Consider the following 15,445-nt stretch of genomic DNA (forward strand, 5'->3'; position numbering starts at 1 on the left):
CCCGCTATGTCCTATTTCGTCGGCACCTACACCCCCTGTCGAGTCGTCGTGTCATGGGCCATCACACCTCGGGACGAAGCATGGGCGGGTTGAGCAGCGTCGCGCCCCCGGCCCGGAACAGTTGTGCGGGACGGCCGCCCTGACGGGTCGTCGTACCGCCCGTGGGCACCAGGAACCCGGGCGTTCCGGTGACCTTCCGGTGGAAGTTGCGGGGGTCGAGGGCCACTCCCCACACCGCCTCGTACACCCGGCGCAGCTCGCCGACCGTGAACTCCTGAGGGCAGAAGGCGGTGGCCAGAGAGGAGTACTCGATCTTGGAGCGGGCGCGCTCCACGCCGTCCGCGAGGATGCGGGCGTGGTCGAAGGCGAGTGGGGCGGCCAGCTCTGCGTCGCGGGCGAAGGACCCGTCCTGGTCGAGCAGGGACTCGACCGGCGCCCAGCGCACGCTGTGCGCGTCGCCCCCGGGACGCGGCGCGGGGAGGTCCGGCGCGAGCGCGAGGTGCGCGACGCTCACCACCCGCATCCTGGGGTCGCGCTTCGGGTCTCCGTAGGTGGCGAGTTGTTCGAGATGGGCGGCGTTGGGAGGAGCCGGGACCGCGGGGTCATGAGCGAGCAGCCCGGTCTCCTCGGCCAGTTCCCTGGCGGCCGCCGCGGTGAGGTCCTCGTCGGCCCGCACGAAGCCGCCCGGCAGAGCCCAGCGCCCCTGGAAGGGCGGCTCACCACGGCGGACGGCCAGCGCGCACAGCGCGTGCCGCCGGACCGTCAGCACGACCAGATCCACAGTGACGGCGAACGGCGGGAAGGCCGCTGGATCGTAGGGCATGTGGCGATCATAGTCGTCTGCCTGACGATAATCAGTCCCTTCAGCATGATCGTCGATGTTGATGGAAGCGCTCCCGCCACGGTGGCCCCGCCGCGGCTCAATGGCGGCTGCGGGCCCCTCGCTGCCCGGGCCTGCGCCGCATCCGCGTCCGGACCGCGGGACGCCGCCCGGCCGCCTGCGCCCCTGGGCTCTTGGCCCGGACGTCGCGCTGCCGCCCGGGCCCACCGGACCCGCCGGATCCGCCGGGCGATCCGGCGGACGCCGTGGCGGCAGCGGCGCCCAGTCGCTCCAGCTCCCCGCGCACCGCGGTCTGCAAGGCCCGGTCGACACGCTCCTGCCGCAGAGAGCGGCGCAGAAGCTCCGGGTCAAGCCCCTCGTTGCACGCCTGATGCAGCAACCTGGCGAACAGATAGTGGGGGTCGACGCACAGCGCGCGGCCGAGCGCGACGCGCGCCGCCGGCTCGTCCCCGAGCGACCAGGCGACCCAGCCCGCGAGGGTGAGCGGTGCTGCGGCGTGCTCCCCGTACGAGCCGACGCAGCGGCGGGCGAGGGCGCGCCACAGCCTCAGCGCCGCTTCAGCCTCCGGCCCTTCCATCCACTGCGCGGCCCGGTCGCGCGCCAACCGGTCCTGCAGCCCGATGATGACCGCGGCCGCCTCCTCGTCGCCGATCAGCCCGTCGTCGTGGACATCGGCCGCGACCGGGTCGGCGATCGGCGGCGCGGCACGGAACCGGGCCAGCATGCCGCCGGCGAGGACGAGCGTCTCCTCGCGCACCGTCGCTGAGTCCGTGCCGCCCAGGATCCTGGGCACGAGCTCACTGCCCGCCGCGTCCAGCGCCCGCTCCTGCTCCGCGGCCCGGGGCGCGGCGAGCGGCGCGAGCCTGGCCTCCATCTCGCGCAGCGACCCGCGCACATGAATACCCGCGTAGGTCGCCGCAGCCGCCATCACGGAGGTGCCGGGCAGGGTGAGCGGGACGCCTTCCGGCGGGCAGCAGCGCCGGTCGGGGCAGACATACGACCAGAACCGGCCGTCGGAGATGCACAGCGCTTCGAAGACCGGCACCTCCAGCCCGCCGCACGCGGTGCGCAGCCGCTGGGCGAGCGGCCGCAGGCGCTCCATCACGTCCTGCCCCGACTCGCCCTCGGCCGGCTCCTGGCACAGGAACAGCACCGTCCCGTCGGGCCGGCCCGCCCTCCGCTCGCTGCCCGCCACCAGGCATTCGGCGAGCTGGTCACAGACCTCGGGCCACTCCTCGCTCGTCCGGGGAATGCCGAGCCTGAGCCGGCCGCCGAAGCGGCCGCGCGGCCCGTGCAGCGCGATCATCACGATGCTGTCGTCCGGGTGGAACCCGAGGACGTAGGGCAGGGCGTCGGCGAGCTCGGCCGGGCTGCGGAGCGTGATCTGGTCATCGCCGGACAGGCCGGCCGCTTCGTTGTGTCGAGTCATGACCCGACGGTCTCCCAGTCGGGCCCGGCCCGCCAGGCCTGTGGATAACGTTATCCACAGGCTCGGGGTCCGGTTCGCGCGATGTCGGTGGGATCGGGTTGCATGGGGGCATGAGCGACGAAGACCTGCGCATCGCGGCCGACCGCGTCCTGGCCCGCCTCGTCGGGGATGTCTCCGGCTCCGCCCGCCTGCGGGAGGACCAGTGGCGGGCGATCGAGGCGCTGGTCTCCCACCGGCGCCGGGCGCTGGTCGTGCAGCGCACGGGCTGGGGCAAGTCCGCGGTGTATTTCGTCGCCACCTCCCTGCTGCGCGAGCGCGGCAGCGGCCCGACGGTGATCGTCTCCCCGCTGCTGGCGCTGATGCGCAACCAGGTCGAGGCCGCTGGGCGGGCCGGTATCCGCGCGCGCACGATCAATTCGGCCAACACCGAGGAGTGGGACACCATCCAGGCCGAGGTGGCCGCCGGTGAGGTGGATGTGCTGCTCGTCAGCCCCGAGCGGCTGAACAACCCCGACTTCCGGGACGAGGTGCTGCCCAAGCTCGCCGCGGCCACCGGTCTGCTGGTCGTCGACGAGGCACACTGCATCTCCGACTGGGGCCATGACTTCCGCCCCGACTACCGCAGGCTGCGCACCATGCTCGCCGACCTGCCGCCGGGCGTGCCCGTGCTGGCCACGACCGCGACTGCCAACGCCCGGGTGACCGCGGACGTCGCCGATCAGCTGGGCACGGGCGGACAGGAAGCGGATGGCTCCGGCGCGGACGGCTCACGGGCGCTGGTGCTGCGCGGGCCACTGGACCGGGAGAGTCTGAGCCTTGGTGTGCTGCGGCTGCCGGACGCGGCGCACCGGCTGGCCTGGCTCGCCGACCACCTCCCCGAGCTCCCGGGCTCGGGGATCATCTACACCCTCACGGTGGCGGCGGCCGAGGAGGTGACCGCGTTCTTGCGGCAGCGCGGCCATACGGTGGCCTCCTACACCGGCAAGACGGAGAACGCCGACCGTCAGCAGGCCGAGGAGGACCTGCTGGGAAACCGGGTCAAGGCCCTGGTGGCCACCTCCGCGCTCGGCATGGGCTTCGACAAGCCGGATCTGGGCTTTGTGGTGCACCTGGGCTCTCCCTCCTCCCCCATCGCCTATTACCAGCAGGTCGGGCGGGCCGGGCGTGGTGTGGACCACGCCGAGGTGCTGCTGCTGCCGGGCCGTGAGGACGAGGCCATCTGGCGGTATTTCGCCTCGCTCGCCTTCCCGTCCGAGGAGCAGGTGCGCCGCACCCTCGAGGTGCTGGTGGCGGCGGACCGGCCGGTGTCCCTGCCCGCGCTCGAGCCGCAGGTCGATCTGCGCCGCTCGCGCCTGGAGACCATGCTCAAGGTGCTCGATGTGGACGGCGCGGTCCGACGGGTGCGCGGCGGCTGGACCGCCACGGGGCAGCCCTGGACGTACGACGCGGAGCGCTACGCATGGGTGGCGCGGCAGCGGGAGTCGGAGCAGCAGGCGATGCGGGACTATGCCGCGGCGGCCGGTTGCCGGATGGAGTTCCTGCGGCGGCAGCTGGACGACGAGGCGGCGGCGCCGTGCGGGCGCTGCGACAACTGTGCCGGGGCCAGGTTCACCGCCGAGGTGTCCGCGGCGTCGCTGGAGGCGGCGCGCGGCGAGTTGGGGCGCCCCGGAGTCGAGGTGGAGCCGCGCCGTATGTGGCCGACCGGGCTGCCGGCGGTCGGCATCGAGCTCAAGGGCCGGATCCCGGCGGGTGAGCAGGCCGCCCCCGGGCGGGCGCTCGGCCGTCTCTCCGACATCGGCTGGGGAAACCGGCTGCGGCCGCTGTTCGCCCCGCACAGCCCGGACGAGCCGGTTCCGGACGATGTGGCCGACGCCGTGGTGACGGTGCTCGCCGACTGGGCCAAGGGGCCCGGCGGCTGGGCGTCGGGGGCGCCGGACGCCCCGGCCCGTCCGGTCGGCGTGGTCACGGTGGCCTCGCACACCCGGCCGCGGCTGATCCAGACGCTGGGCGAGCGGATCGCCTCCGTCGGCCGGATGCCCCTGCTCGGTGCGGTCTCCCACCTCGACGCGGGGGCCGACACCCGGGTGCCGCGCACCAACAGCGCCCAGCGGCTGCGGGCGCTGCACGGGGCGCTGACGGTGCCGCCCGGGCTGGCCGAGGCGCTCGGGCGGGCCTCGGGGCCGGTGCTCCTCGTCGACGACATGGCGGACACCGGCTGGACGCTGGCCGTGGCCGCCCGGCTGCTCCGCCGGGCCGGGGCGGAGGCGGTCTTTCCGCTGGTTCTCGCAGTGCAGGGATGACGCCCGCCGCAGGTGAGGGCGGCTTGCGGAATATTGACGGCGGACCGCCCCAAACCGGTCAGGCGTGCCAATTGCTCGTTGCCGCGCGCCTGTACGACCGCGAGAATTGAAGCAGTTCCCTGCTTCCGGGCCACTCGTGGTGCGCCGGAGCCGTGTCGTGGTGTGCGCCCATGCCCGACCTTCGCACGGACCGTGGGCGCGCAGACGAAGGGAGGACCGTGACCTTCGGCTTCGCTCCGCCGCCGGCCACCGATCACGTATCCGGCCTGGGCCGGATGCTCGAGCCCGCCGAGTGGGCCGCCGCCGGTATTCCGCTGCTGCGCAATCCGCGCGAGGTCGTCACCGGCCTGCACAGCCGTCATCTGCCCACGCCCTCGACGGCCGTGGTCGCGGTCCTGGATCCGGAGGAACGGCTGGCGGCCAGTGCCTCGTTCGCCCGGCGCCGCTCCTGGGCCGCCGACGGCTGGGAGTTCCGGAACGCGCTCCTGGCCCAGCTGCGCCGGGTCATCCCGCACGATCTGCGGCGCCGCACACCGGTCCGTACCGCTGTGCTGCTCTACTGCCGGGAGGGCGAGAGCCAGTGGACGGAGGAGGACGGCGCCTGGATGTGGGGCCTGCGCGATGCTTGCACCCTGCACGGGCTTCGCTGCGGCGCCTACATCACGCTGACCCGGGCGGGCTGGCAGGTGCTGGGCGAAGGGCGGGGCGGCCGTCGGCCGCACTCCGCCTCCCGCCACAGCGGCCTCGGCTTCGGCACCGCCACCGATGACAGCGTCACGGCGGCAGTACCGCACCACCGCGGCGAGGCGCGCGAGGCGCTGCGCCGTTCCGCGGCCGTGTGAGCGGCCGCGGAATCAGACGCCCGCGGCGATGAGGCTGTTGATCCGTGCGGGGTCTCCGCAGACGATCAGCAGCGTTCCGGCGCGGCGCATCGCCTCGGGCAGCGCCAGGGCGACGGCGTCGTCGGCTCCTCCGTTGACCGCGACGACCACGACCGGGCGGGCCGTGACGCGGCGGGCAGCGGTGGCGGCGTAGAAGACGTCGTCACCGGCGTCCTGCTGCGCCCAGTACGACGCCTCGCCGAAGGAGAGCTCATGCGCCGCCCACGGATGCTGTTCCCCAGTGGTCATCACCAGGATGTCGCCGGGCGCCCGGCCGGAGTCCAGCAGCAGGTCCACGGCCTCGTCCGCCGCGTCCAGGGCCCCCTCCGGCGAGGCGGGGATCAGCTGGATCTGCGGACCGGACGACGTCGCGGAAGCGGCGGGCGGCACGGGCTTGGCTGCGGCAGCGGGCGGGCCGGGCTTGGCCACGTCACTCGCGGTGCGCTGTGCCGGGGCCGAGGGGGTCGCGGCGGAGCCGCGGTTGGGGCCGGGGCTGCCGGGCCGCCGTGGGGCGGGCCGGGGGCCGGGGCCAGGGACGGGACGAGGGGTCGGCGCGGTGCGGCCTGCGGCCGGTGTCGCGCGAGGACCCGGGACACTCTCGTGAATCTGAGGCTCCTCGGGGATGAGAGGCATGGGCTGATGTCTATCAAACGCCGGTGCGAGTCGCATCAGCGGGTGGGTGAAAAGAATCGTTCAGAAGTCGAAGCCGAGTTGACCGTGATCCTCCGCATCGGCTGGTCCGGGGACGCTGCGGACCCGCTTGAGGTGCCGCCAGCGGGGCAACCCGTCCAGATAGGCCCAGGACAGCCGGTGGTAGGGGGTGGGACCCAGCTCCGTCAGGGCGGCGCGGTGGGTCGGTGAGGGATACCCCGCGTTGTCGCCGAAGCGGAAGTCCGCGTGGGCGACTCCCAGTTCCGCCATCAGCGTGTCCCGCCGGACCTTGGCGATCACCGAGGCCGCGGCGACGGCCACGCAGGACTGATCGCCCTTGATGACCGTACGGACCCTCCAGGGCTCGCCCAGATAGTCATGCTTCCCGTCGAGTATCACGGCGTCGGGGCGCACGGGCAGCCCGTCGAGCGCGCGGGTGGCGGCGAGCCGGAGGGCCGCCGTCATTCCCAGGGCGTCGATCTCCTCGGAGGAGGCATGGCCAAGGGCGAATGAGGTGACCCACGTCTCCAACTCCCGGGCGAGCGCCGTGCGCTTCTTGGGGCTCAGCAGCTTGGAGTCGGTGAGTCCGGCCGGCGGTCGCCGCAGACCGGTGACCGCCGCGCAGACCGTCACCGGACCGGCCCAGGCCCCGCGCCCGACCTCGTCGATCCCGACGACGACCTTGGCTCCTGTGGTGGCGCGGAGCGAGCGCTCGACGCGGTGAGTGGGCGGTTCGTAGACCATGGCGAGGACCACATTACGCCGCCCGGAGACCGCGCGTGCATCGGGTTCCTCCTGACGGCCCGCGGTCGGCCCTCGCCCACCGCGCCCCTCAACGCGACGCGGCCGGTGGGTGGTTCGAACGGCGCGCGGCCGCACACCGAGGGGCCACCTCCCTGCGGCACTGCGTGTCACTCCCGTGTCAGCACGTGCCAGTGCGTGGCAGTGCGTGGCAGCGCATGTCAGTGCGTGTCACCCGCGGTCGGGACCCAGCCCGGGAGCGGTTCGGTCCGGTCCTGCCACTCACCCGGTGGCGCACCGGCCGCCGCGGCCGCGAGCACACCCCCGACGATGGCGCAGTTGGTGTCCACATCCCCGCCCACCTGGGCGGTCACCCAGAACGCCTCCTCAAAGGCGCCGAGGTGCCGGGCCGCCGACCACAGGGCGAACGGGACGGTGTCGTGCGCGCTGGTACGGCGGCCACAGCCGAGCACCGCCGCGACGGTCCCCGCGTCCGCGTAGTCGAGCATGTCGCGGGCGCGGCGCAGCCCCGCCTGGACGGCGCTGCGCGGGACGAGCGAGATCACCCGCTCCAGCAGGGCGTCCGGCCCGCCGACGCCCGCCGGATCGGCGGCCAGCGCCGCCGCCGCGGCCACCGCCATCGCCCCCGCCACGGCTTCCCGGTGCTGGTGCGTGGTGTACGCGGAAATCTCCGCCTGATGGGTGGCCTGCTCCGGATCGTCCGCGAACCAGGCGCCCAGCGGCGCGATCCGCATCGCGGCGCCGTTGCCCCACGAGCCCTGCCCCTGGAAGAGGCCGGCGGCCAGATCCCGCCAGTCGCCGCCCTCTCTGATCAGCCTGAGCATCCGGTTCACCGCGGGCCCGTAGCCGCGGTCGAAGTCATGGTGCTCGGCGAAGGAGTGGGCGAGCGCGTCCTGGTCGATACGGCCGTGGGTGACCAGGATGGCCAGCACGGAGCCGGCCATCTCGGTGTCATCGGTCCACTGCCAGGGGCCGGGCGGCAGCTCGCGCCGCCCCAGCAGCGGATAGTTGACGGGTACGAAGAACTGTGAGCCGAGGGCGTCGCCCACAGCCAGTCCGCGCAGGCTCCGCAGCGCCCGCTCGAATCGGTCTCCGCTCATCGCCGCGCACTCCAACTGGTAAGGCCGTAGGGCTCGGGGGCGCACCAGCGCTCGAAGGGCCGGTCGAGGTGGTACCGCCCGTCGGGGCCGAGCAGCAGGGCGCGTGTCTCGCCATTGTCCGGATTGGACAGCGACTCGAACTCCGCGACGGTCCAGTGAAGCCACCGCATGCAGAACAGCCGCATGGTCAGCCCGTGTGTCACCAGCAGAACGTTCGGCGGGTGGGCCGGGTCCTCGAAGCTGCGCCACAGGCTCTCCAGGAAGGCGTCCACCCGGTCGTAGACGTCGGCGCCCGACTCCCCCTGGGCGAAGCGGTAGAAGAAGTGCCCATACGCGTCCCGGTAGGCCTTCTGCTTGCGGACGTCCTCGCGGTCCTGCCAGTTTCCCCAGTCCTGCTCTCGCAGCCGCGGCTCCTCCCTGACGCGGGTGCGCGACGGGTCGAGGCCGAGCAGTTCCAGGGTCTGGTGGGTGCGCCGGTACGGCGAGACGTAGACCGAGATCCGCTCGTCGGCGAACATCGCGCGCAGCCGCTTCCCTGTCTCGACGGACTGCCGCCGCCCTGTCTCCGTCAGCCTCAGGGCATGGTCGGGCACCCGCTCGTACACCGTGTCATCAGCGTTCCCTTCCGATTCGCCGTGTCGTACGAGAACGATGCGCCGGGGTCGTGCCATGGGGCCACCCTAGGCCACCGGTCTGCCCTCGCGTATCTCGCACTGGCGGCCGGTGAACCGGCGGCGCAGCAGCCGGTCGTGCGAGACCACCACCAGTGCTCCGGTCCAGTCCGCGAGAGCCTGTTCCAGCTCCTCCACGAGACCGAGCGCCAAGTGGTTGGTCGGCTCGTCGAGGAGCAGCAGATCCGCGGGGCGGGCCAGCAGCCGGGCCAGCGCCAGGCGGCGGCGCTGGCCGACCGAGAGGGCCCCCACCGGCACCGTCAGATCGCGCTCCCGGAAGAGCCCGAACGACAGCAGCAGTTCGCTGTGCTCCTCAGGGGTCCCCGCCATCCCGCGCCCGAACGCCGTCAGCAGCCGCTCCCCGGGGCTGGTGACCGGCATCTCCTGGGCGAGATAGCCGATCCGGCCCCGTCGCAGCACCGTGCCCGCGTCCGGCGTCCGGACCCCGGCCATGACCTTCAACAGCGTCGACTTGCCCGCTCCGTTGGCCCCGTGGACGAGCAGCCGCTCGCCCGCGGCGACCGTGAGCCGTTCCACCGCCAGCCGGTCCGCCACCCGCACCCGCTCGAGGGCGACGAGCGCCCCCTCAGCCGTGCCCGTCTCGGGGCGCGCCAGGAACCGCAGGGGCTCCGGAGGGCGCGGCACCGGATCCGCCAGCAGCCTGCGCAGGCGCTCCTGCGCATTGCGCACCCGGCTGGAGATCGAGGACTGCACCCGGCCCTTGTCCCGGTCGTACGCCATCTTGTTGCCGTCCTTCATGGCCCGGCCCGGGGCGACGCGCTGGGCGACGGTCGTGGCCGCCTCGGTCAGCTCGGCTGTCTGCGCCAGCCACTGCTCGTAACACTGCTCCCAGCGGCGCCGGGCGGCGGCCTGCTCGGCCAGGAAGCCGGCGTATCCCCCTCCGTAGCGCACCAGGGCACGCCGGTCGGCGTCCACCTCGACGATCGCGGTGGCCACCCGCTCCAGGAACACCCGGTCGTGGGAGACCGCGACGACCGTCCCCGGATGTGCCCGCAGAGCGTCCTCCAGCCAGGTGAGCGCCGCGTCGTCGAGGTGGTTCGTCGGCTCGTCGAGCAGCATCACTTCGGGGGCCGCCGCGACCAGACAGGCCAGCCCCAGTCGGGCCTGTTCGCCCCCCGACAGGCTGCCCAGGCGGCGGTCCCGCGCGATATGCGCCAGCCCCAGCCCGTGCAGGGCCTTGTCCACCCTGGCGTCGGCCTCGTAGCCGCCGCGGGCCTCGAAGGCGGTGAGCAGGTCGCCGTAGGCCTCGAGGGCGCCGGGCCCACCCGAGCCGAGGTCCGCCTCCAGCTCGCGCAGCCCGCGCTCCATGGCGCGCACCTCGGCCAGGGCCGCGTCGATCGCGTCGCGGACCGTGCGGTCGGGGGCCAGCTGTGGTGTCTGGGCAAGGTGGCCGACCCCGCCGTCGGCCATCGTCACGACCGCGCCGTCCTCGGCCTCCTCGGCGCCGGCCAGCAGCCGCAGCAGCGTGGATTTACCCGCTCCGTTCTCGCCCACGATGCCGACGCGCTCGCCGGGCCGCACCGAGAACGACGCCCCGTCGAGCAGCGGGCGGTCCCCGCGGGAGAGGGTCACGTCGCGCAGCGAGATCTGAGTGGGCAAAGGCGCACCTCCGAACAGTCGGACACGGGTGACGGTCGAGCGCCACCCCACAAACACAACTAGAGTTGCGTTACCCTGATCATGGCACAGCAAACCGACTAACGCAACTGGAGTTGCCCTTGCCTTCGGAGACCGACTCCCAGGCGCCCGGCACCGTCCGCCCCGGCGGGCGCACCGCGCGCACCCGCGCCGCCGTCCGCGACGCCGTGCTCACCGGCCTCGCCGAGCACGGCTATCCGGGGCTGACCGTCGAATACGTCGCCGAGCACTCCGGCGTCCACAAAACGACCCTCTACCGCAGGTGGGGCGGTATCGAAGAACTGCTCGCCGACGCCCTCGACCTGGCCGGCGAGGACACCTGGACGCCGCCCGACACCGGCGGCCTCGACGGCGATCTGCAAGCCCTCGCACGCGAGGTCACCGATACCTTCACCGACGCTTCCGCGGCCGCCGCGCCCACCGCCTTCATCGCCGCCGCGTTCCAGTCCGAGCGCGCCGCGGCGGCCCTCCACGGCTTCTACGCCGAGCGGTTCTCCCGCTGCGCGTCCGTGGTCCTGCGGGCCGTCGACCGCGGCGAGGCCCCTGCGGGCACCGACGCCGCGGCGGTCGTACGGGCCGTCTCCGCCCCGCTGTTCTTCCGGGTGTTCATCACCCGCGAGCCCATCGACCAGGCGCTGGCCGACCAGTGCGCCGCGGCGGTCGCCGCCGCCGTCCGGGCGGGCGCGTACGCACCGGTCCCCTGAGCCCGGACCCGGGGCGGGGGCCGGGGCGCCGGCGCCCGGGGATCCGGTCCCGCCTCACACCGTCCAGGCGGACTCGACTCCCACGACATCGCCCGCGATCGCCGCTACGTCCGCCTCGGTCTGCGCACGCAGAGCGAGGCGTTCCACCCGCTCCACGCGGTACTTGCCGTGCTCGGCGGCCGAGTTCCACATCGACAGCACCAGGAACTCACTGCCGGGAGCCTCCCCGAACACGCCGCGCAGCATCCCCGGCGACCCCGCCATCGCCGGATTCCACACCTTCTCCTGCACCAGCGTGAAGTGCTCCACGCGCTCCGGGTGCACCCGGCAGTGCGCCACCCGCACCACGTCCGCGTCCGTGAACCGCGGCTGGAAGCCCACCTTCACATCGAAGCGGTGCTCGAACAGCCGCACCTGCATGTCCCGGTACGTGCCGGACTGCGCGGCCGCCAAGCGGTCGTGCGAGCGCGCCATGAAGGAGTCGTAGAACGCTCTGCTCTCCCAGAACGCGAAGATGTGCGCCACGTTCGGCCGCCCCCGGCTCCAGCCGCCGCCCTGCCCCCGGAATCCCGGTTCGCCGAGCAACCCCGCCCACTTCCGCTGCCCCCGCTCGAAACCGCGGCGGTCCACCACGGTGCAGCGAATCCACTTGACCAGCACCGCGCCATCGTACGGCCCAGAAGGTGGCCCGCATCACGGACTGAAGGAGTCCGGCTGCGCATGGGGGTCGCCCGGCGACAGTGCGTTCGAGGTTCCGCTCGGCCGTACGCCCCGCGCGCACCCGTCGGAGCGGCCAGGCGCGCTCCCCGGAGCGACAGAGGCGGGGTGCGGGCCGAGGGCCCGCACCCCGCCTCAGCGGTTCACCCACCAGGGGCTGGTGGTCAGCTGCAGCCGCTGGTCGAGCCGCAGCCCTCGCACAGGTAACAGCTGCCCGCCCGGCGCATCTTCGTCCCGCAGGAGAAGCACAGCGGCGCGTCGGCGTTCAGCCCGAACTGGATCTCGGCGAGCTCGGTGGAGCTGTGGGCCTGCTTCGGTGCCGGGGCGACGGCCCGCGGCTTGGATGTGGCCGCCTGCGGGGCCTCCACATGGCGCGGGGCCGACTGTGCCAGGCCCTCGACGTCCACCTCGGCATCGTCGATGGACTGCTCGTACGAACCGGTCTCCAGGTGGCGCTGACGCTCCTCCGCGGAGTGGATCCCGAGCGCCGACCGGGTCTCGAAGGGCAGGAAGTCCAGCGCCAGCCGGCGGAAGATGTAGTCGACGATCGACTGCGCCATCCGCACGTCCGGGTCGTCCGTCATCCCGGCCGGCTCGAAGCGCATGTTGGTGAACTTCGAGACGTAGGTCTCCAGCGGCACGCCGTACTGCAGGCCGACCGAGACGGCGATCGAGAAGGCGTCCATCATGCCCGCGAGGGTCGAGCCCTGCTTGGACATCTTCAGGAACACCTCACCGAGGCCGTCGTCCGGGTAGGAGTTCGCCGTCATGTAGCCCTCGGCGCCGCCCACCGTGAAGGAGGTCGTGATGCCGGGACGGCCCTTGGGAAGGCGCTTGCGGACCGGGCGGTACTCGATGACCTTCTCGGCCTCGGGCTCGGCCTGCTCGGCGGCCTTCTCCTCCTTCTTCTTGGCCGAGAGGGGCTGGCCGACCTTGCAGTTGTCGCGGTAGATCGCCAGAGCCTTCAGGCCCAGCTTCCAGCCCTCGAAGTAGATCTCCTCGATCTCCTCGACGGTGGCCGACTCCGGCATGTTGACCGTCTTGGAGATCGCGCCGGACAGGAAGGGCTGGGCCGCGGCCATCATGCGCACATGGCCCATCGGCGAGATGGAGCGCTCGCCCATGGCGCAGTCGAACACCTCGTAGTGCTCGGGCTTGAGCCCCGGCGCGTCGATGACGTTGCCGTGCTCGGCGATGTGGGCGACGATCGCCTCGACCTGCTCGGGCTGGTAGCCGAGCCGCTTCAGCGCCTTGGGGACCGTGTTGTTCACGATCTGCATCGAGCCGCCGCCGACGAGCTTCTTGAACTTGACCAGGGCCAGGTCCGGCTCGACGCCCGTGGTGTCGCAGTCCATCATCAGGCCGATGGTGCCGGTCGGCGCGAGCACCGACGCCTGCGCGTTGCGGAAGCCGTTCTTCTCGCCGAGGCGGATCACGTCCTGCCAGGCCTCGGTGGCCGCGGCCCACACCGGCGTGTCCAGGTCGTCCATGCGCTTGGCGACGGCGTTGGCGTCCGAGTGCTGCTTCATGACGCGCTTGTGGGCGTCGGCGTTGCGGGCGTAACCCTCGTACGGGCCGACGACCGCGGCCAGCTCGGCGGAGCGCCGGTAGGACGTGCCGGTCATCAGCGAGGTGATGGCCCCGGCCAGGGCCCGGCCGCCGTCGCTGTCGTAGGCGTGGCCGGTGGCCATCAGCAGGGCGCCGAGGTTGGCGTAGCCGATGCCCAGCTGGCGGAAGGCGCGGGTGGTCTCGCCGATCTTCTGGGTCGGGAAGTCCGCGAAGCAGATGGAGATGTCCATCGCGGTGATGACGAGCTCGACGACCTTGGCGAAGCGCTCGGCGTCGAAGCGCTGGTGACCCGCGTCATCGTCGTCGAGGAACTTCATCAGGTTGAGCGAGGCCAGGTTGCACGAGGAGTTGTCCAGGTGCATGTACTCGCTGCAGGGGTTGGAGGCGGTGATCCGGCCCGTCTCCGGCGAGGTGTGCCAGTGGTTGATCGTGTCGTCGTACTGGATGCCCGGGTCGGCGCAGGCCCAAGCGGCCTCGGCCATCTTGCGGAAGAGCGACTTGGCGTCGACCTCTTCGAGGATCTCGCCGGTCATACGGGCGCGCAGACCGAACTTGGAGCCGGACTCCACGGCCTTCATGAACGTGTCGTTCACACGGACCGAGTTGTTGGCGTTCTGGTACTGGACGGACGTGATGTCCTCGCCGCCCAGGTCCATGTCGAAGCCCGCGTCGCGCAGGGCGCGGATCTTCTCCTCCTCCTTCACCTTGGTCTCGATGAAGGCCTCGACGTCCGGGTGGTCGACGTCGAGGACGACCATCTTGGCGGCCCGGCGGGTGGCGCCGCCCGACTTGATCGTTCCGGCGGAGGCGTCGGCGCCGCGCATGAAGGAGACCGGGCCGGAGGCGTTGCCGCCGGAGGAGAGCAGCTCCTTGGAGGAGCGGATGCGGGAGAGGTTCAGGCCGGCGCCGGAGCCGCCCTTGAAGATCATCCCCTCTTCCTTGTACCAGTCGAGGATCGACTCCATGGAGTCGTCCACGGAGAGGATGAAGCAGGCGCTGACCTGCTGCGGCTGCTTGGTTCCGACGTTGAACCACACCGGCGAGTTGAAGCTGAAGACCTGGTGCAGCAGGGCGTAGGTGAGTTCGTGGTCGAAGATCTCGGCGTCCGCGGGGGAGGCGAAGTAGCCGTTGTCCTCGCCGGCCTGGCGGTAGGTGCGCACCACCCGGTCGATGAGCTGCTTCAGGCTCGACTCGCGGTCCGGAGAGCCGACCGCGCCACGGAAGTACTTGCTTGTGACGATGTTGACCGCGTTCACCGACCAGAAGTCGGGGAACTCGACGCCGCGCTGTTCGAAGTTGATCGATCCATCGCGCCAGTTGGTCATGACGACGTCACGGCGTTCCCAGACCACCTCGTCATACGGATGCACGCCGGGGGTGGTGTGGACGCGCTCGATACGCAGACCCTTGGCCGCCTTGCTTCCCTTGGAGCGGGAGCCTCGCGCGGGGCCGCTCGTCGTCTCTGTCATTCCGCCTCCCTGTACGGGCGAAAACGCCCTGATGTGCCCATTTCTTCCCATGGCACGGTGTATGTCGTTCATCCGAGGGCATCCCGCCCCCGGCAGGCCTTGGCCGCCGCGACTCAGTCGGCGGCGGTGGCGGACGCGGGGACCTCCGCGGCCCCGTCGGCGCCGGGCCCGCGGTCGTTCGCGGGAGGCCGTTGCTGGTTGCGCAGCTCCGTGACCGCAGCCTCGAAGTCTTCGAGGGAGTCGAAGGCGCGGTAGACGGAGGCGAAGCGGAGGTATGCGACGAGGTCGAGCTCCTGGAGCGGGCCGAGTATGGCGAGCCCCACGTCGTGGGTGGACAGCTCCGCGCTGCCGGTGGCCCGTACGGCCTCCTCCACCCGCTGGCCGAGCTTGGCGAGGGCGTCCTCGGTGACCGGGCGGCCCTGGCACGCCTTGCGCACCCCGGAGATGACCTTGTCGCGACTGAAGGGCTCGGTGACCCCGCTCCGCTTGATCACCATCAGTGACGCGGTCTCCACGGTCGTGAAGCGGCGCGAGCAGTCGGGGCACTGGCGGCGCCTGCGGATCGAACAACCGTCGTCTGTGGTCCGGCTGTCGACGACTCGACTGTCGGGGTGCCTACAGAAGGGGCAGTGCATGACTCCGTACCCTCCTCACCCTCAAGAACGGCGCATGGCTGACATGCTTCGACCGGC

The 15,445-nt window shown here is 72.3% G+C and carries 13 protein-coding genes; 3 read left to right on the top strand and 10 right to left on the bottom strand.

Translation table 11 applies throughout. The annotated features are described in order from the left end of the window. Nucleotides 1–61 precede the first annotated feature (61 nt). Together ACFZDL_RS02900 and ACFZDL_RS02905 are read right to left on the bottom strand one after the other, a co-directional pair. Nucleotides 62–823 carry an NUDIX domain-containing protein gene (locus ACFZDL_RS02900; protein WP_353590874.1) on the bottom strand — a complete coding sequence of 254 codons (762 nt, stop codon included), beginning with the start codon at nt 821–823 and terminating at the stop codon, nt 62–64. A gap of 97 nt (nt 824–920) precedes the next feature. After that, nucleotides 921–2,270, bottom strand: a complete 1,350-nt coding sequence (locus tag ACFZDL_RS02905) for a DUF4192 domain-containing protein (protein ID WP_353590873.1) — start codon at nt 2,268–2,270, stop codon at nt 921–923. Between the two features lie 110 nt (nt 2,271–2,380). Here ACFZDL_RS02905 and ACFZDL_RS02910 point away from each other — a divergent pair, with 110 nt between their 5' ends. Both ACFZDL_RS02910 and ACFZDL_RS02915 read left to right on the top strand, forming a co-directional pair. After that, on the top strand, nt 2,381–4,570 hold the full coding sequence (locus tag ACFZDL_RS02910) for a DEAD/DEAH box helicase (protein ID WP_353590872.1): 2,190 nt from the start codon (nt 2,381–2,383) through the stop codon (nt 4,568–4,570). Nucleotides 4,571–4,788: 218 nt separating this feature from the next. Continuing rightward, entirely contained in the window at nt 4,789–5,412 is a 624-nt protein-coding gene (locus tag ACFZDL_RS02915) for a hypothetical protein (protein ID WP_391190111.1), read from the top strand. Between the two features lie 12 nt (nt 5,413–5,424). Here the strand turns inward: ACFZDL_RS02915 and ACFZDL_RS02920 are convergent, their stop codons facing one another. From ACFZDL_RS02920 to abc-f, 5 genes are all read right to left on the bottom strand, one after another. Continuing rightward, nucleotides 5,425–6,084, bottom strand: coding sequence for a hypothetical protein (locus ACFZDL_RS02920; protein ID WP_353590871.1), 660 nt, complete (start codon nt 6,082–6,084; stop codon nt 5,425–5,427). Between the two features lie 60 nt (nt 6,085–6,144). Beyond that, a complete protein-coding gene (locus ACFZDL_RS02925) occupies nt 6,145–6,846 on the bottom strand; it encodes a ribonuclease HII (RefSeq protein ID WP_353590870.1) in 702 nt (233 codons plus the stop codon). 218 nt (nt 6,847–7,064) lie between these two features. Next, nucleotides 7,065–7,964, bottom strand: a complete 900-nt coding sequence (locus ACFZDL_RS02930; RefSeq protein ID WP_353590869.1) for an ADP-ribosylglycohydrolase family protein — start codon at nt 7,962–7,964, stop codon at nt 7,065–7,067. Next, nucleotides 7,961–8,635, bottom strand: coding sequence for a histidine phosphatase family protein (locus ACFZDL_RS02935; protein ID WP_353590868.1), 675 nt, complete (start codon nt 8,633–8,635; stop codon nt 7,961–7,963). The genes ACFZDL_RS02930 and ACFZDL_RS02935 overlap by 4 nt, the downstream gene beginning before the upstream one ends. Nucleotides 8,636–8,644: 9 nt before the next feature. After that, nucleotides 8,645–10,255: a ribosomal protection-like ABC-F family protein gene (abc-f, locus tag ACFZDL_RS02940; protein ID WP_353590867.1), complete on the bottom strand. Its 1,611-nt coding sequence runs from the start codon at nt 10,253–10,255 to the stop codon at nt 8,645–8,647. Between the two features lie 119 nt (nt 10,256–10,374). Between abc-f and ACFZDL_RS02945 the strand changes: the two genes are divergently transcribed. Next, entirely contained in the window at nt 10,375–10,998 is a 624-nt protein-coding gene (locus tag ACFZDL_RS02945; RefSeq protein ID WP_353590866.1) for a TetR/AcrR family transcriptional regulator, read from the top strand. A gap of 54 nt (nt 10,999–11,052) precedes the next feature. Here ACFZDL_RS02945 and ACFZDL_RS02950 read toward each other — a convergent pair whose 3' ends face one another. From ACFZDL_RS02950 to nrdR, 3 genes are all read right to left on the bottom strand, one after another. Beyond that, nucleotides 11,053–11,658 (bottom strand): YdbC family protein, encoded by a 606-nt coding sequence (locus ACFZDL_RS02950; protein WP_353590865.1) that lies wholly within the window; start codon nt 11,656–11,658, stop codon nt 11,053–11,055. A gap of 221 nt (nt 11,659–11,879) precedes the next feature. Then, entirely contained in the window at nt 11,880–14,753 is a 2,874-nt protein-coding gene (locus ACFZDL_RS02955) for a vitamin B12-dependent ribonucleotide reductase (protein ID WP_353590864.1), read from the bottom strand. A gap of 113 nt (nt 14,754–14,866) precedes the next feature. Beyond that, the gene (nrdR, locus tag ACFZDL_RS02960) at nt 14,867–15,388 is read right to left on the bottom strand and encodes a transcriptional regulator NrdR (RefSeq protein WP_353590863.1); all 522 of its coding nucleotides are present in this window, start codon (nt 15,386–15,388) and stop codon (nt 14,867–14,869) included. Nucleotides 15,389–15,445: the final 57 nt, after the last annotated feature.

This window comes from Streptomyces sp. NPDC007917 (assembly GCF_042959105.1).
GTDB lineage: Bacteria > Actinomycetota > Actinomycetes > Streptomycetales > Streptomycetaceae > Streptomyces.